This is a genomic window from Ralstonia sp. 1B3, assembly GCF_036631435.1.
Map to the genome: position 1 here is coordinate 13,628 of NZ_JAPNUG010000014.1, position 16,240 is coordinate 29,867.

12 protein-coding genes and 2 pseudogenes are annotated in these 16,240 nt (G+C 63.4%); 4 read left to right on the plus strand and 10 right to left on the minus strand.

The genetic code is table 11. The features are described from left to right. Positions 1-311: 311 nt before the first annotated feature. The 3 genes from OWR21_RS03815 to phaC all read right to left on the minus strand — a co-directional run bounded on the left by OWR21_RS03815 (position 312) and on the right by phaC (position 4,237). Complete coding sequence (locus OWR21_RS03815) at positions 312-1,052, minus strand: 3-ketoacyl-ACP reductase (protein ID WP_009240759.1); 741 nt, start codon at positions 1,050-1,052, stop codon at positions 312-314. Between the two features lie 121 nt (positions 1,053-1,173). Continuing rightward, positions 1,174-2,355 (minus strand): acetyl-CoA C-acetyltransferase, encoded by a 1,182-nt coding sequence (locus tag OWR21_RS03820; RefSeq protein ID WP_147217659.1) that lies wholly within the window; start codon positions 2,353-2,355, stop codon positions 1,174-1,176. An 88-nt stretch (positions 2,356-2,443) separates the two neighbouring features. Then, a complete protein-coding gene (gene phaC / locus OWR21_RS03825) occupies positions 2,444-4,237 on the minus strand; it encodes a class I poly(R)-hydroxyalkanoic acid synthase (protein ID WP_332394640.1) in 1,794 nt (597 codons plus the stop codon). A gap of 269 nt (positions 4,238-4,506) precedes the next feature. Between phaC and OWR21_RS03830 the strand changes: the two genes are divergently transcribed. Next, positions 4,507-4,743 carry a hypothetical protein gene (locus OWR21_RS03830; protein ID WP_316899206.1) on the plus strand — a complete coding sequence of 79 codons (237 nt, stop codon included), beginning with the start codon at positions 4,507-4,509 and terminating at the stop codon, positions 4,741-4,743. 4 nt (positions 4,744-4,747) lie between these two features. Here OWR21_RS03830 and pgeF read toward each other — a convergent pair whose 3' ends face one another. Together pgeF and OWR21_RS03840 are read right to left on the minus strand one after the other, a co-directional pair. Beyond that, positions 4,748-5,557: a peptidoglycan editing factor PgeF gene (pgeF, locus tag OWR21_RS03835; RefSeq protein ID WP_316899208.1), complete on the minus strand. Its 810-nt coding sequence runs from the start codon at positions 5,555-5,557 to the stop codon at positions 4,748-4,750. Then, the gene (locus OWR21_RS03840) at positions 5,541-6,653 is read right to left on the minus strand and encodes an RluA family pseudouridine synthase (RefSeq protein WP_332394641.1); all 1,113 of its coding nucleotides are present in this window, start codon (positions 6,651-6,653) and stop codon (positions 5,541-5,543) included. Before OWR21_RS03840 ends, pgeF begins: the two co-directional genes overlap by 17 nt. 15 nt (positions 6,654-6,668) lie before the next feature. Here OWR21_RS03840 and OWR21_RS03845 point away from each other — a divergent pair, with 15 nt between their 5' ends. Next, positions 6,669-7,526 (plus strand): outer membrane protein assembly factor BamD, encoded by an 858-nt coding sequence (locus OWR21_RS03845; RefSeq protein ID WP_027681296.1) that lies wholly within the window; start codon positions 6,669-6,671, stop codon positions 7,524-7,526. Between the two features lie 66 nt (positions 7,527-7,592). Here OWR21_RS03845 and OWR21_RS03850 read toward each other — a convergent pair. The 3 genes and pseudogenes from OWR21_RS03850 to OWR21_RS03860 all read right to left on the minus strand — a co-directional run bounded on the left by OWR21_RS03850 (position 7,593) and on the right by OWR21_RS03860 (position 10,821). Next, positions 7,593-9,733 (minus strand): annotated as a pseudogene (locus OWR21_RS03850) (ATP-dependent DNA helicase). A gap of 84 nt (positions 9,734-9,817) precedes the next feature. Beyond that, the gene (locus OWR21_RS03855) at positions 9,818-10,021 is read right to left on the minus strand and encodes a DUF465 domain-containing protein (protein ID WP_004627116.1); all 204 of its coding nucleotides are present in this window, start codon (positions 10,019-10,021) and stop codon (positions 9,818-9,820) included. Between the two features lie 35 nt (positions 10,022-10,056). Then, the gene (locus OWR21_RS03860) at positions 10,057-10,821 is read right to left on the minus strand and encodes a hypothetical protein (protein ID WP_316889308.1); all 765 of its coding nucleotides are present in this window, start codon (positions 10,819-10,821) and stop codon (positions 10,057-10,059) included. 110 nt (positions 10,822-10,931) lie between these two features. On the opposite strand from OWR21_RS03860, the pseudogene OWR21_RS03865 reads away from it, so the two are divergent. Next, positions 10,932-13,253: pseudogene (locus OWR21_RS03865) on the plus strand (Tex family protein); the annotation flags it as partial. A 193-nt stretch (positions 13,254-13,446) separates the two neighbouring features. Beyond that, positions 13,447-13,887 carry a hypothetical protein gene (locus tag OWR21_RS03870; protein WP_316889311.1) on the plus strand — a complete coding sequence of 147 codons (441 nt, stop codon included), beginning with the start codon at positions 13,447-13,449 and terminating at the stop codon, positions 13,885-13,887. Positions 13,888-13,966: 79 nt separating this feature from the next. Here the strand turns inward: OWR21_RS03870 and OWR21_RS03875 are convergent, their stop codons facing one another. Together OWR21_RS03875 and OWR21_RS03880 are read right to left on the minus strand one after the other, a co-directional pair. After that, a complete protein-coding gene (locus tag OWR21_RS03875; protein ID WP_147217642.1) occupies positions 13,967-15,868 on the minus strand; it encodes a potassium transporter Kup in 1,902 nt (633 codons plus the stop codon). A gap of 94 nt (positions 15,869-15,962) precedes the next feature. Further along, on the minus strand, positions 15,963-16,240 hold a 278-nt coding region (locus tag OWR21_RS03880), incomplete at its 5' end, for a hypothetical protein (protein ID WP_332394642.1).

Below are 16,240 nucleotides of genomic sequence, written 5' to 3' on the forward strand. Positions count from 1 at the left end.
GCCCGGCTGTTCCGATCTGCGCGCGAATGGTGAATTCAAGCGTAGCGCAGATGCATCCGGTTATGATCGGACGCCCCGTGTCTCGGAGCGCCTCCGTGGTTGGATTCTATGCGGATCGCCCTGCAAAGAAAAGGCGACCTCCCCCGGTAAAAACCCGCAGCATTTTGATGCGGCTCAGGCACTCGGACAGTTGTACGCAGAGGACGCAAAACGCCTGCTGCAATGCAATCGAGCATCGCAGCATGCAGGCAAATCAAGGGGGAAAATGCGCGCCCATGCTGCAGCATAGCCGCAGCATGGGCGTGGGAGCGTCAGCCCATGTGAAGGCCGCCGTTGAGGGAGAAGTCCGCGCCGGTGGAGAAGCCGGATTCTTCAGATGCCAGCCATGCGCAGATCGAGGCGATCTCGGTCGGCTCGCCCAAGCGCTTGACCGGAATCGTGCTGACGATCTTGTCGAGCACATCCTGACGAATCGCTTTCACCATGTCGGTCGCGATATAGCCGGGCGACACCGTGTTGACCGTTACACCCTTGGTCGCGACTTCCTGCGCCAGCGCCATCGTGAAGCCGTGCAGGCCAGCCTTGGCGGTCGAATAGTTGGTCTGGCCAAACTGGCCCTTCTGGCCGTTCACCGACGAGATGTTGATGATTCGGCCCCAGCCGCGATCCGCCATGCCGTCGATGACCTGCTTGGTCACGTTGAACAGCGACGTCAGGTTGGTATCGATCACCGCATCCCAGTCGGCGCGGGTCATCTTGCGGAACACCACGTCGCGCGTGATACCGGCGTTGTTGATCAGGACATCGACCTCGCCCACTTCGGCCTTGACCTTGTCGAACGCGGCCTTGGTCGACTCCCAATCGCCGACGTTGCCTTCGGACGGCACGAAATCGAAACCAAGCGCCTTCTGTTGTTCAAGCCATTTCGCCTTGCGCGGCGAGTTCGGGCCGCAGCCTGCGACAACGGTGAAGCCGTCGCGCGCCAAGCGCTGGCAAATCGCCGTTCCGATACCGCCCATGCCACCGGTGACGTATGCGATGCGTTTGGTCATGTCCACTCCTAGTCCTTGTTGTTAGAACCGCCCGGCCTCTTGCCGGGCAGCAGATGCTCAGGTGTCTCCGATTGGCGTGTGCGGCATTCGTTCCGCCTCACGCCAATCTCACTGCAAAAACTTACGGACGCTCAACCGCCAGCGCCACGCCCATGCCGCCACCGATACACAGCGAGGCCAGGCCCTTCTTCGCGTCGCGCTTCTGCATCTCGTGCAGCAGCGTGACCAGGATGCGGCAGCCCGACGCGCCGATCGGGTGACCGATCGCAATCGCCCCGCCGTTGACGTTGATCTTCGACGTATCCCAGCCCATCTGCTGATGCACTGCCAGCGCCTGGGCGGCAAATGCCTCGTTGATCTCCATCAGGTCCAGGTCGCCCACCGACCAGCCGGCGCGCGACAGGCAGCGTTTGGACGCCGGTACCGGCCCCATGCCCATGACCTTCGGGTCCAGGCCAGCGCTGGCGTAAGCACGGATCGTGGCCAGCGGCGTCAGGCCCAGTTCCTTCGCCTTGGCGGCCGACATTACGACGACAGCGGCGGCGCCATCGTTCAGGCCCGAGGCGTTGGCCGCCGTCACGGTGCCAGCCTTGTCGAAAGCGGGCTTCAGGCCAGCCATCGATTCGAGCGTGGCGCCATGGCGAACGAACTCGTCCTGCGCGAAGGCAATCGGATCGCCCTTGCGTTGCGGAATCATGATCGGAACGATTTCATCGTTGAAGCGGCCCGACTTTTGCGCAGCTTCGGCCTTGTTCTGCGACGCGACCGCGAACTCGTCCTGCGCTTCGCGCGTGATGCCGTATTCCTTGGCGACGTTCTCCGCCGTGATGCCCATGTGGTACTGGTTGTAGACGTCCCACAGCCCATCCACAATCATCGAATCGATCAGCTTGGCATCGCCCATGCGGAAACCGTCGCGCGAACCGGGCAGGACGTGCGGCGCGGCAGACATGTTTTCCTGCCCGCCAGCCACGACGATCTCAGCGTCGCCCGCGATGATGGCGTTGGCGGCCAGCATCACGGCCTTCAGGCCGGAGCCGCACACCTTGTTGATGGTCAGGCCCGGCACCATGTTCGGCAGCCCTGCCTTGATGACGGCCTGGCGCGCCGGGTTCTGACCCGAGCCTGCCGTCAGCACTTGGCCCATGATGACTTCGCTCACCTGGTCCGGCGCCACCTTGGCGCGCGCCAGCGCTTCGCGGATAACAGCCGCGCCAAGCTCAGGCGCAGCGATCTTCGCCAGCGAGCCACCAAACTTGCCCACGGCGGTGCGTACCGCCGATACGATCACAACATCGGTCATTTGCTTACCTTCCACTGTCGAAAGAGAGGGTCGTTGGACACCGCCAGCGGCCGAAGCCGCGGCGGCAACGGGGTTCATGCGCGCGATCTTACGCTTTCTGTTTGACGTAGCGGCCAGGGGCCGGCTCGATGACCGGGTAGTCCGCGTTGCCGTAGCTCTTGGGTGCAGCCTTCTGCGCGCCGGCGTGTGATGCAAGCCAACTTGACCAATCCGGCCACCAGCTTCCGGGATGCTCCTTCGCACCCTCGAACCACGCATCGGCGGAGTCAGGCAGCTTGGCATTGATCCAGTGCGAACGCTTGTTGGCGGCAGGCGGGTTGATCACGCCTGCGATATGGCCGGAGGCGCCCAACACGAAACGCCGCTTGCCCTTGAGCAGCGGCACAGAACCATAGGCCGACTTCCACGGGACGATGTGGTCTTCACGCGAACCGTAGATGTAGACCGGCGCATCAATCTTGCCGAGATCCACTGGCGTACCGTTCACCTTCAGCTTGCCCGGCGTCTTGAGGTCGTTCTGCAGATACGTATGACGGAGGTACCAGCAGTACCACGGGCCCGGCAGGTTGGTGGAATCGCCATTCCAGTACAGCAGGTCGAACGGCGCAGGCGTCTTGCCTTTCAGATAGTTCTCGACAACGTAGTTCCAGACGAGATCGTTCGGGCGCAGGAACGAAAACGTGTTTGCCAGTTCCACGCCACGCAGCAGGCCCGGGCCGGTCGGCGCATTCGGGCCGATCGTCTGCTCTCGCATTTCCACCTGGGCTTGATCGACGAAGACGTCGAGAATGCCGGTGTCCGTAAAGTCGAGCAGCGTGGTCAGCAGCGTCAGGCTTGCCGCCGGATGCTGTCCGCGTTCCGCCAGCACGGCCAGGGCGGTCGACAGGATTGTTCCGCCCACGCAAAAGCCCAGCACGTTGATCTGATCCTGCGCGGAGATTTCGCGCGCGACACGAATGGCCTCGATGGCGCCGCCTTCGATGTAGTCGTCCCACGTGCGGGACGCCATGCTCGCGTCCGGATTACGCCACGACACGAGGAACACAGTATTGCCCTGCTCCACGGCATAGCGCACCAGCGAATTGGCCGGCTGCAGATCAAGGATGTAGTACTTGTTGATGCAAGGCGGCACCAGCAACAGCGGGCGCGCATGCACCTTGGCCGTCAGCGGCTTGTATTGGATGAGCTGGAAGTAGTCGTTCTCGAAGACGACGGCGCCTTCGCTGTTGGCGACGTTGCGCCCGATCTCGAACGCTGTTTCGTCCGTCTGCGAGATCTTGCCGCGCTCCATGTCCTGCAGCATGTTGAGGATGCCGGTGCGCAGGGATTCGCCACGCGATTCAATCAGTTGCTTCTGCGCTTCCGGATTGGTCGCAAGAAAGTTGGACGGCGACATGGCAGCCGTCCATTGCGACACGGCAAAGCGCACGCGCTCTCGGGTCTTGGCGTCTGCCTGCACTGCGTCGGCCATTTCCATCAACGTGCGGGCGTTGAGCACGTAGAACGCGGCGGCATAGCCATAGAGCGGGCTCTTGCGCCACGCGTCGTTCGAGAAGCGGCGATCAGATGGCGCTACGGCCTCGGCGCTTTCGCCCGTGCTCATGTGGCGCCAGATCTGAAGCCACTCCTCGAGATATTTCTGCTGGATCTCGGCCAGCCGCTCGTGCGGGATCAGCGCGAAAGGCGCCGCGCCTTCACCCGTCGCTGCGCCGTTGAACTGCCCAAGACCTGGCGCCGCGGCACCAGGTTGTGCGAAGGCGCCCGCAAAGGCTTGCCATTGCTTGAACTGCTCCGCCCACTGCGTTGGGTCCGACAAGCCCTGCAAGGGAGCTTGAGTGTGGGCGCTAGATGCCTTGGATGATGTCGATTGACGCGATGCCATAGTGCCCTCGATCCGACGATATGCGCCGCTCCGGTTGGAACGGCGGCGCAACTCGTAGTATTGCGGGGCATTGTTGCCTTGCCGTTTCAAGACTGTCAATCGGCGTTAGTTAATGATCGGCCGGAAACGCCCAGCCAGCGCGGGTTTTGCCGCGTTCACCGAAAACGGCTCCGACCAAATGGTTAAGCACAGAACCGGGGCTATGGTCCAATTTGCGCAATTTCGTGCGAGACTGCCGCATTGCGCCAATGCCGGGCACCGCTTTTCCCATGTATATCGTCGCCATCGCCTGGCTCTACGTCGTGCTGATGATGTCCTTGACTGAGCAATCTTGGATTGCCGGCATCGGCACATTTGTCTTTTACGGCGTGGCGCCGCTATCGCTCTTCCTGTGGATTGTCGGCACGCCAGCACGCAGGCGACGCCGGAAAGCCAAGGAAGCCGCGCAGGACAAGGCGGACACCACTCCCACGCTGAGCAGCGACGCTGGCGACGGCGCCGCCTGAAGGCTCACTCCGCGCGCCAGATCAGCGTGGCCATGCGCCCCGTGGTGCGCTCCCGGCGGTACGAATAGAAGCGCTCGGCGTCCGTCATCGTGCACAGGCCACCGCCGTACACGTCGGTACAACCGGCGCGCGCCAGCCGCAGTCGAGCCAGCGCGTACAAATCGGCGAAGAACTTCCCCGTGGAGGTGCCTTCCACGAACGCCGCCTCGGTGGCGGGCAATTCGTCGGGCTGCGCGGCGTCGATAAATGCCTGACGCACTTCCGCACCCACTTCAAAACACGATGGCCCGATGGCTGGCCCGAGCCACGCCAGCCACGTCGGATCGGCTTCCTGGCCGCTGGCGCGCAACCGCTGCATCATGGCTTCCAGCGTGCGTTCGATCACGCCGCCGCATAGACCACGCCAACCCGCATGCGCCGCACCCACGGTGACGCCTCGGGCGTCGCTCAGCAAGACAGGCAGGCAATCGGCCGTCATGACCACGCAGACCCGATCCCGCCACGACGCCACCGCAGCATCGGCAACTACAGGCGCCGACGTACCAACAAGTTGATCAAGATCAGCTACACCAGTGCCGTGCACCTGCTCCATCCACGTCGGCTCAGCCGGTAGCGCCGCACGGAGAATGCGGCGATTCTGATCGACGGCGTCGGGCGCGTCACCCACGTGCTGACCGAGGTTCAGGCCGCCGGGCAAGCCGCCAGCCAATCCGTAAGGCCCGACACTGACGCCACCCAGGCGCGTCGTGGCAAGCGCCTTGACATGCGGATGCGCGGGCCAGTCGGGAACGATCCAATCAGTTGATGTCGGCATCAGGATCCATGTCGAGGGCTTCCAGCAGATCGGCGAAGTCGTCGGGCACGCCGGCTTCCCAATGCACGGATTTGCCCGTGGCGGGATGCACCAACCCGAGGCGCACAGCGTGCAGCGCCTGCCGCGCAAAAGGCACCGGCAGCGGCGCCTTGATCGTCTGCGGCTGGCCACGCCGGAAGTTGCGCGTATAGACCGGATCGCCCAGCAACGGATGGCCCTCCGATTCAAAGTGCACACGGATCTGGTGTGTCCGGCCGGTCTCAAGCTGGCAGCGCACCAGCGACACCTGGGTGCGCCCGAGGTCGACCACGTCCAGCGTCTTGAAATGCGTCCGCGCCGGCTTGCCGCTCGCCGTTTCGATGATGGCCATGCGCGTGCGGTCGCGCGGGTCCCGCCCGATCGGAGCATCGATCGTGGCTTCTTCTGGCGTTTCGCCCCACACCAGCGCGAGATAAGTCCGCTTGACGGTACGTGCCTGCAATTGGCGCACGAGGTCGGTCTGCGCAGGCAGCGTGCGGGCGACCACCATCAGGCCGGAAGTGTCTTTATCGAGGCGGTGGACGATGCCGGCCCGCGGCAACTCCACGGCGTCGGGATAGCGGTGCAGCAGGCCATTGAGCACGGTGCCGCTCCAGTTGCCCGCGGCGGGATGCACCACCAGCCCGGCAGGCTTGTTGATGACGAGCAGCGTGTCGTCTTCGTACACCACATCCAGGTCAATCGGCTCGGCGACGAAGGCGTTTTCGTCGGCCGCGCGTTGCGGGACGACTTCGATGCGGTCACCGCCGGAGATGGCCGCTCGCGGGCGCACCACCTCACCACGCAGACGCACCGCGCCGGCATCAATCCATTGCTGGAGGCGGCTGCGCGAATAGTCGGGCAGCAGCTTGGCAAGCGCCTTGTCGAGGCGCTCGCCGTGCATGGCTTCGGGAATCTCTACGATGATCGGCTCGGCACCTGGAGCGGCCCCGGCGGCAGGCAAATCGAGCGCCTCATCGTCGAGGGTGTCTTCCGTCTCCTGCGCAGTGAGGGAAACGTCAGCCAGTGCGTCGTCTGACACAGGGCTTGGGCTATAATGCTTGATGCGATTTTTCATTCAGAAAAGGTGCCCATGTCGGTCACGAGCGTAAAGCAGGCGCGTATTGTTAGTCGAGTCGGCAATCGAATCCGCGCGCAAATCGGAGCAGTGTTGGTGGCAGGCGTTGCATGCCTTGCTATCTCGGCCTGCGGCATCCTGCCGGAACAGCAAGACGAAACGGCTGGCTGGTCAGCCAACAAATTATATTCGGAAGCGAAGGACTCGCTCGACGGCGGCGACTACGCCAAGGCGGTCAAGTACTACGAAAAGCTCGAAAGCCGCTATCCGTTCGGCCAGTACGCTCAACAAGCCCAGATCGAAACCGCCTACGCCAACTACAAGGATGGCGAGACGGCTGCCGCGCTGGCCGCGGTGGATCGCTTCATCCAGTTGCACCCGAATCACCCCAGCGTCGATTACGCCTACTACCTCAAGGGCCTGATCAACTTCAACGACAACCTGGGCTGGCTCGGCCGCTTCTCGAACCAGGATTTGAGCGAGCGCGACCCGAAAGCCGCACGCGCCGCCTACGACGCGTTCAAGACGCTGATCACGCGGTTCCCGAACAGCAAGTACACGCCGGACGCCACCCAGCGCATGCAGTACATCGTCAACGCGATGGCCGAGCATGAAGTGGGCGCCGCGCGCTACTACTATCGCCGCGGCGCCTACCTGGCTGCCGTCAACCGCGCGCAGGACGCCATCAAGGATTACGATCGCGCCCCGGCAGTGGAAGAAGCGCTGTACATCATGATGAAGTCGTATGAAGCGCTGGGCATGAAAGACATGCGCGACGACACCGAACGCATCATCAAGCAGAACTATCCGAAGAGCGATTTCCTCGCCTACGGCCAGCGCAAGAAAGACAAGCCCTGGTACCAATGGTGGTAAGCAAGGCTTGAACAGCACAGCAAAAAGCCCGGTCGATTGGCCGGGCTTTTTGTTTGTGCACGCAGATCAGTCTTCAGACCCGCCGGCAGCCGCCTCTTCCGAATCTGGCCGCAGCGAACGCAGAAAATCGGCAGCCGTCTCGGCCTCGCGCGTACGCTTGAACGGCGGCAGGCTCTGCCAGATCTGCCGGCCGTAGTTCTTCTCAACGAGCCGCGGGTCGCAGATCATCAGCACACCGCGATCGGTCTCGGAGCGAATCAACCGCCCTGCGCCCTGCTTGAGCGTGATGACTGCATGCGGCAGTTGGTGCACGGCAAACGGGCTCAGCCCCTTCTTTTCAAGCGCCTCCATGCGGGCGCTCAGCACCGGATCATCGGGCGGGGCAAACGGCAATTTGTCGATGACGACCAGCGAGAGCGCCTCGCCGCGTACGTCCACGCCCTCCCAGAAACTCTGGCTGCCGATCAGCACGGCGTTGCCCAGCGCCCGGAAGCGATCCAGCAATTCCGTACGGCTGGCCTGGCCCTGCACGAGCAACGGGAAATCCCAGCCGCGTTGGGCGAATTCATCCGACAACCGCTCGGCGGCGCGATTCACGGCGCGCAGCGTCGTGCACAGCAGGAACGTCTTGCCGCCCGCCGCTTCAATCAGCGGCAAGGTGGCGCCGAGCACCGCATCGGTAAAGCGCGGATCGCTCGGCTGGGGCAAATCACGCGGCACATACAGCAAGCCTTGCGATGCGTAGTCGAACGGGCTGTCGAGCGTCATGGACCGATCACGGTCCAGGCCCAACTGCGCAGCGTAGTGCGTGAAGTTGCCGCGCACCGAAAGCGTCGCGGACGTGAAGACCCACGCGCGCGGCTGGCCGGCACGCTGACGCGAAAAGATCGGCGCGATCGACAACGGCGTCAGGTGCAACTGCACGGAATTGGCGAATACCTCGACCCAGCGCACACGCTCGTCAACGGGAACCGCACTCTCGCTGTCCGCGCCCGCGTCATCCCCTTCCTTCTTTGGCGCCTTGGGCGGTTTGGGATCGGCCCACGCTTCCAGTTTCTCGCACAGCGCCACCGCACGGCGATGGCACTGCTCGATGGTCTCGGCGCGTTCGGCCTGGGCTTCCAGCGCGCCGGTAAAGTCGGAAAACGCCTGCTCAAGCTTGGGCAGCACCTCGTAGAACGGCGTGGCAAGGGCCGCATCGTTGTCGATCTGCTTGATCGACAGGCGGGACCCGTCCTGGCGGAAAACGAGGCGCAAATCACGCGCGGCACGCTCCAGCGGCGCGGCAATCGCCACCCAGTCCACCGCATCGCGTGCGTGCGAAAGGCCTTCTGCCACGCTGTCGCGCGCGAGTTCCAGAATCTGGTTCGTAGAGATGGTCTCGCCAAAGAACAACGTGGCGGTTTCTGGCAGCTGGTGCGCTTCGTCGAAGATGATCGTGTTGGCGGCGGGCAGCAACTCCGCCATGCCGGTGTCCTTCAACATCACGTCCGCGAAGAACAAGTGATGATTGACCACCACCACGTCGGCCTGCTGCGCCTCCTTGCGGGCGCGCATGACGAAGCAGTCCTTGTAATACGCGCAGTCCGAACCCAGGCAGTTATCGCGCGTGGACGTCACCAGATTCCACACCGGCGCGTTCTCGGGGACGCTGGCAAGTTCCGCCTTGTCGCCCGTTTTCGTCGTCTTCAGAAACAGGTTGATCTGGCGCAGCCATGCGGCGTCTTGCCGCGAAGAGAGACGCCCGTTCTGCGACGTGCGTTCGACGTGGTAATGGCAGACGTAATTGGCGCGCCCTTGAGCAACGCCACCGACACCGGCGCATTCAGCGCCTTGCGCACCGTGGGGATGTCGCGCAGGAAAAGCTGATCCTGCAGGTTCTTCGTCCCGGTGGAGACGATCACCTTGCCGCCCCACAGCATCGCGGGAACAAGGTAGGCGTACGTTTTGCCCGTGCCCGTACCGGCTTCGACGATGATCGAATCGGCGGCTTCGATGGCGTTGGCGACGGCCTGCGCCATTGTCAGCTGCGCACTGCGGGGCCGGTAACCATCGATACCTTTGGCCAGCGTGCCGTCGTCGGCGAACAGCGTCGCCAGTTCGGCATGATGGGCATCGGCAGGTACCGAAGCGGCGGGAGCCGAAGCGTCGCCGGCATCGGCGTCGGAGTCAGCCGACGGCTCGGCCAGCGGGGAAAGCGAAGTCAACGCGGAATCCGTGGGGTCAAATGACGGAGGCCGCACGTGATTGCGGCCTCTCAGGATGAAAATCGAACCAACTTTGGGTAGGCGCTAGGCCGGCACGTCCGGCTCAAGCTGCAACTGTAGCAGGGTGATGGTGTCCTTGAGTTTCAGGCGGCGCTTCTTGAGACGGCGCAACTGCAACTCGTCATGATTGGCGGTAGTCGCCAGCCGGTCGATCAGGAAATCGAGATCGCGGTGCTCGATCTGCAATTCAATGATGCGACGCGAGATCGTGTTCAGATCGCTGTCCATCGCTTTCCTCCCGGAAACCCGGCCTTGGCTGAAGTTTAGAACCCCAGCGGACTGGTGTTGTTCTGGTTTTGCTCGTTGCGGCGCTTGGTTTGTTCGCGGCGCTCTTCCAGTTCTTTCTGACGCTTGACGGCGTCTTGCTGCTTTTCCTGGAACTGCTTGGCGCTTTCCGCACGCTTTGCGGCGTTGGCGGCGCCCTGCTCCTGCGCGGCTTTCAGCTTGGCATCGTAATCGGCCTGCTTTTTGGCGGCCGCCTGCGCGTTGGCAGCGCGCTGCGGCGCTTCGGCCTGGCGCTGCGCCTCGTTCAGGCGCTGCTGCTCCTGCTTGCTCGCGAAATCGTTGCGATTCTTCTGCTCGGCGGCTTCGCGCTGGGGCCGTTCGGCGTTGTACTGAGCCTCGCGGATGGCGCGCTCCTGGTCGCGACGGGCAGCGCGATCGGCACGCTCGGCTTCGTCCAGCGCAAGCTCGCGCTCGCGGATGGTGTGCAGTTCCGTGCGACGCACATCCTTCGCCTTGTCGATGCAGCGCGTGACGAGGAATTTGTCGTAGCAAGCGCGTTCGGCCTCGGCGTACCGGTATTCAGCCCACGCTTTGGCGCTGTTGATGCGATCGTGCTCAGAGCCGAAATCGGGCGGGGTGGCGGGCACAGCGGCAGCCGGCGCAGCGGCAGGCTGGGACTGGCTCCATGCGGGCGTGGCAAGCAGCGTGACACTGAGCACGGACGCCGGCAGAACCAGACGAGAAGCGCGGCGCGCGGCAGCGCGGCGACGGGCAGAAAACAGGAGCGTAGGCATAACGCGCATTTTATCACCGCGCCTGTGCGGCAAACGCCGCGCGGCCACGGATTTCAGCTCAGGAACAGGGTTCGCGTTGTGGCAAAATGCGCGGCTTTCCATCGCACTCTCTGGAAGCAATGACTGATTCCGTGTTGCAGAAGATCGTCTCCCGCATCGCCGTTGAACTGGCGGTCCGGCCGCAGCAGGTTGCCGCCGCCGTCCAACTGCTGGACGAAGGCGCCACCGTGCCGTTCATCGCGCGGTACCGCAAGGAAGTGACGGACAACCTGGACGACACGCAACTGCGCAACCTGGAAGAGCGCCTGCTGTACCTGCGCGAACTGGAAGACCGCCGCGCGGCCATCCTCGCCTCCATTGAAGAGCAAGGCAAGCTGACGGACGCCCTGCGCACCGCCATCGAGGCGGCCGAGACCAAGCAGGTGCTGGAAGACCTCTACCTGCCCTACAAGCCCAAGCGCCGCACGCGCGCCCAGATTGCCCGCGAATGCGGCCTGGAGCCGCTGGCCCAGGCGCTGCTGGCCGACCCCACGCTGGATCCGCAAACCGAAGCTGCCAAGTTCGTCAACGGCAACCCGACCGCCGACGGCGGCGTGCCGGACGTGAAGGCCGCGCTGGATGGCGCGCGCGACATCCTCTCTGAACAGTTTGGCGAGACGGCGGAGCTGCTTGGCAAGGTGCGCGACCACCTGTGGAATCAAGGCCAGGTTTCGTCGACCGTGGTGGAAGGCAAGGAAACCGCCGAAGAAGAGAAATTCCGCGATTACTACGCGTATAGCGAGCCGATCCGCAACGTGCCGTCGCACCGCGCGCTGGCGCTGTTCCGCGGCCGCAACGCGGGCGTGCTGTTCGTGAAGCTCGGCTTGGGCGAAGAACAGGACGCGATGAACCCGCACCCGTGCGAAATCATGATCGCGCGCCACGTCGGCATCGAAAACAAGGGCCGGGCGGCTGACAAGTGGCTGTCGGACGTGTGCCGCTGGTGCTGGCGCGTGAAGGTGCAGCCGCATATCGAGACCGAGTTGCTCACGCAACTGCGCGAGTCCGCGGAAGCCGAGGCCATCAAGATCTTCGGCCGCAATCTGCACGACCTGCTGCTGGCCGCGCCGGCTGGCCCGAAGGCCGTGATGGGCATCGACCCCGGCATCCGCACCGGTTGCAAGGTGGCCGTGGTCGACCACACCGGCAAGCTGCTGGAAACGGCCACCATTTATCCGCACGAGCCGCGTCGCGACTGGAACGGCTCGCTGGCCACGCTCGCCCGGCTGGCGAAGCAGCACGGCGTGGCACTGGTTTCCATCGGCAACGGCACAGCAAGCCGCGAGACTGACAAGTTGGTGCAGGACCTGATGCGCAACGCGCCGGAGCTGAAGCTGACCAAGATCGTGGTGAGCGAGGCCGGCGCGTCGGTGTATTCGGCGTCGGAGCTGGCGGCCAAGGAATTCCCCGAGCTCGATGTGTCGCTGCGTGGCGCGGTGTCGATCGCGCGACGCCTGCAAGACCCGCTGGCCGAACTCGTGAAGATCGATCCGAAGTCGATCGGCGTTGGCCAGTATCAGCATGACGTGAACCAGCGCGAGCTGGCCCGCGCACTGGACGCCATCGTCGAAGATTGCGTCAACGCGGTCGGCGTGGACGTGAACACGGCCTCTGCCCTCTGCTGGCGCGTGTCGGGGCTGAACTCGATCCTCGCCAAGAACATCGTCGAGTACCGCGATGCCAACGGCGCGTTCCCCAACCGCGACGCGCTCAAGAAAGTGCCGCGCCTGGGCGACAAGACGTTCGAGCAGGCCGCCGGCTTCCTGCGCATCAATGACGGCGACAATCCGCTCGACCGGTCCTCGGTGCACCCCGAAGCGTATCCGGTCGTCAAGCGCATCCTGGACAGCATCAAGAAAGGCATCGGCGACGTGCTCGGCAACCGCGAGGCGCTGCGCGGCCTGACCGCCCGTGACTTCACCGACGAGAAATTCGGCCTGCCCACCGTGGTCGACATCCTCTCCGAGCTGGAAAAGCCCGGCCGCGACCCCCGCCCCGAGTTCAAGACGGCGACGTTCCAGGACGGCGTGGAAGACATCAAGGACCTGCAGCCCGGCATGGTGCTCGAAGGCGTGGTGACGAATGTGGCGGCGTTTGGCGCCTTCATCGACATCGGCGTGCATCAGGATGGCCTGGTGCACGTGTCGGCGCTGTCGACCAAGTTCGTGCGCGACCCGCATGAGGTGGTCAAGCCTGGCCAGATCGTCAAGGTCAAGGTGATGGAGGTGGACGTGAAGCGCAACCGCATCGGCCTGACGATGCGCCTGTCGGATGAGCCCGGTCAGGCGGCTGCACGCACCGGCGGCGGCGATCGTCCGAGCAGTGGAGGCGGTCGCCACGGCGGCCAGCAACGCCGCGCGCCCGAACCGTCCGGCGCCATGGCAGAAGCGTTCGCCAAGCTCAACGCTAACGCGCATTCTGTTGAATGGAACCCGCCCGGTTTTCGGACTCGGCGGGTTTTTTCATGGCCGCGTGTGCCCGTTACAAGTCCTTACGCGCATGGATCTTTCCTAACACTCATGCGTCGTCGGCCCGTCTTTTCGGCCCGTTAAGGAGACACAGGCACGCCGCCTGGCATCCACGAGGAGAAGCCCTATGAAGACGAGCCACACCCTGATTGCCGCCCTGCTTGCTGTTGCCGGTACCGCCGCTTTCGCGCAGACCACGCCCGTCCAGCAAGTTCAGCAAGACAATCAGCAGATTCGCCAGGACAACCGTGACATCCGCCACGACAACCGCGATATTCGCCATGATCGCGCGGACATCGGCGCCGACAAGGCCGCATTGAACGCCGACCGTGCCGCCCGCAACGCCGATCAACGCCGCGAAAACCGTGACCTGGCCAATGGCAACGTCGGGGGCGCCGAATACTGGAACAAGAAGCGCGCCGAAGAGCAGCATGAAGTCAACGCCGAGCGCCGCGACTTGCACCACGATCGCAAAGACCTGCGGCACGACGTGAAGGACCGTAACCACGACGTCCACGCCCGCAACGACGAAGTCCGCGAGCGCAATCACGCCGCTGCGAAGATGTAAGTGCAGCGCCGCCGCAACAAACAAAACGGCCCGTGCGTCTCTCTCGCACGGGCCGTTTTGCAATGCAGCGGTAGGTTGATCAGATCTCGACCTTGGTGCCCAGCTCCACCACGCGATTCGCGGGGATGTGGAAGAAATCCGACGGCTTGGCGCCGTTCTGATGCATCCATGCAAACAGACGCTCACGCCACATCGACATACCCGGCAGCTTGGACGGCACCACCGATTCGCGCGCGATGAAGAACGACGTATCCATCAGCTCGCACCGCGTGCCGATCTGCGGCTGCCCCAGTTCCAGTACGCGGTACACATCCGGCGTTTCCTTGAAACCGTATTCCGCCTTGACGATGTAGATGCCGCTGCCGAGATCGCGCACGGTTACGCGTTGCTTGTCGTCCACGTACGGAATATCGCGCGTAACGAAGCTGATGAAGATCACGCGCTCGTGCAGTACGCGGTTGTGCTTCAGGTTATGCAGCAACGACACCGGCACGAATTCGGTATTGCCTGTGAGGAATACAGCCGTGCCCTCGACACGATGCGGCGGATGCGCCAGCAACCCCGCCAGGAACGGCTCGAGCGGGATGCCATCTTCCAGGCTGCGCGCACGCAGAAGCTTCTTGCCCTTGTACCAGGTCATCAGCAGGAAGAACACGCCGGCGCCCAGCGTCAACGGGAACCAGCCGCCATCGCGGATCTTCAACAGGTTCGCCGAGAAGAACGCCATGTCGACCACCAGGAAACACAGGCTCACGAGCGTCACGAGCGCCGGGTGCCAACGCCAGACCGAGCGCATCACCACCGCGGCCAGCACCGTGGTAATGACCATCGTCGTTGTCACGGCAATGCCGTAGGCGGCCGCCAGATTGTCGGACTTCTTGAACGCCAGTACCACGCCAACCACCAGGATCAACAGCATCCAGTTGACCATCGGCACGTAGATCTGGCCGATCTCGGCCTCCGACGTGTAGCGAATGCGCATGCGCGGCACAAAGCCAAGCTGAATCGCCTGGCTCGTCAGCGAGAACGCGCCCGAAATCACGGCCTGCGAGGCAATGACAGTGGCTGCCGCAGCGAGCACCACCATTGGCAGTTGCAGCGCTTCCGGCACCGAACGGTAGAACGGGTTTTCGATGGTGCTGGGGTCGGTCAGCAGCATCGCGCCTTGGCCGAAGTAGTTGAGCAGCAAGCTCGGCGCCACGATAAAGAACCACGCCCAGCGGATCGGGCGTGCGCCGAAGTGGCCCATGTCAGCGTACAGCGCTTCCGCGCCGGTCAGCACCAGGAACACCGAACCGAGCACGATGAACGCCTGCAGCGCATGGTCGTGCAGGAATGAAACGGCGTACATCGGGTTGACGGCCACCAGAATCTGCGGCGCCTTCACCAGATTCATCATGCCCAGCGCTGCCAGCGCGGCAAACCACAGCAGCATCACCGGACCGAACAGCTTGCCCACCACCGACGTGCCGCTGCGTTGGATCAGGAACAGCACCGCCAGAATCACGATCGTGATCGGCAATACAAAGGGGGACAATGCCGGCGCGGCGATTTCAAGACCTTCCATGGCCGACAGGACCGAGATGGCCGGCGTGATGACCGCGTCGCCGTAGAACATGCAGGCGCCGAAGACGCCCAGCATCATCAGGAGCGACATGCGCCTCGAATTGGTATTGGCCGTGCGCAGCGACAGCGCCATCAGCGCGAGGATGCCGCCCTCGCCGTTGTTGTCGGCGCGCATGACGAACAGCACATACTTGAGCGATACCACGATCACCATCGCCCAGAAGAGCATGGAGATGATGCCGAGCACCGCGCCGCTGGAGAACGGAATGCCGTGGTCTGGGCTGAAGCATTCCTTGAGCGAATACAGCGGACTGGTGCCGATGTCTCCGAACACCACCCCGACGGCGCCGACCACCATGGCGCGCAGGTTCACGTTGGTCTGGGGCGACCCGGTTGCTGTAAGAGCTTGACTCATGAACTTGAAAATCGGCCGAAATACTGGCCGCTCAAAAATCGTGCATTGCACAATGAGGGCGGATTGTACTCCCGCCCTCCGTCACGCCAACCCCTCAAACGGGCATTCGTTGCCGCAGTGCATCATGATGCTCAGCGCCCGAGACAAAGCGGCCTGGAACGTCCCAAGAACGTTGCCCAAGCACATAAACAACCCGACGGAGCACATTGTGCAGCGCCAGTCCCGCGCCTTCAGCAGACAACATGCGGTGCATGCTGTGCCGCACATAGCCATAAGTAGGACTGCGGCCGACAGAACTTTGTAGGAAAATGCCTGACAAACCTTCATTGCAAACTTTGTTGAACGACTGGCGACCAGCCGCTCGACGCTTAC

Bases quoted from the DNA above. Each gene is read 5' to 3' on its own strand.
- pgeF (WP_316899208.1), bottom strand. From the start codon at position 5,557: ATGCCGACATCAACTGATTGGATCGTTCCCGACTGGCCCGCGCATCCG.
- OWR21_RS03815 (WP_009240759.1), bottom strand. From the start codon at position 1,052: ATGACCAAACGCATCGCATACGTCACCGGTGGCATGGGCGGTATCGGA.
- OWR21_RS03855 (WP_004627116.1), bottom strand. From the start codon at position 10,021: ATGGACAGCGATCTGAACACGATCTCGCGTCGCATCATTGAATTGCAG.
- OWR21_RS03860 (WP_316889308.1), bottom strand. From the start codon at position 10,821: ATGCGCGTTATGCCTACGCTCCTGTTTTCTGCCCGTCGCCGCGCTGCC.
- OWR21_RS03845 (WP_027681296.1), top strand. From the start codon at position 6,669: ATGTCGGTCACGAGCGTAAAGCAGGCGCGTATTGTTAGTCGAGTCGGC.
- OWR21_RS03830 (WP_316899206.1), top strand. From the start codon at position 4,507: ATGTATATCGTCGCCATCGCCTGGCTCTACGTCGTGCTGATGATGTCC.
- OWR21_RS03875 (WP_147217642.1), bottom strand. From the start codon at position 15,868: ATGAGTCAAGCTCTTACAGCAACCGGGTCGCCCCAGACCAACGTGAAC.
- phaC (WP_332394640.1), bottom strand. From the start codon at position 4,237: ATGGCATCGCGTCAATCGACATCATCCAAGGCATCTAGCGCCCACACT.
- OWR21_RS03840 (WP_332394641.1), bottom strand. From the start codon at position 6,653: ATGAAAAATCGCATCAAGCATTATAGCCCAAGCCCTGTGTCAGACGAC.
- OWR21_RS03820 (WP_147217659.1), bottom strand. From the start codon at position 2,355: ATGACCGATGTTGTGATCGTATCGGCGGTACGCACCGCCGTGGGCAAG.
- OWR21_RS03870 (WP_316889311.1), top strand. From the start codon at position 13,447: ATGAAGACGAGCCACACCCTGATTGCCGCCCTGCTTGCTGTTGCCGGT.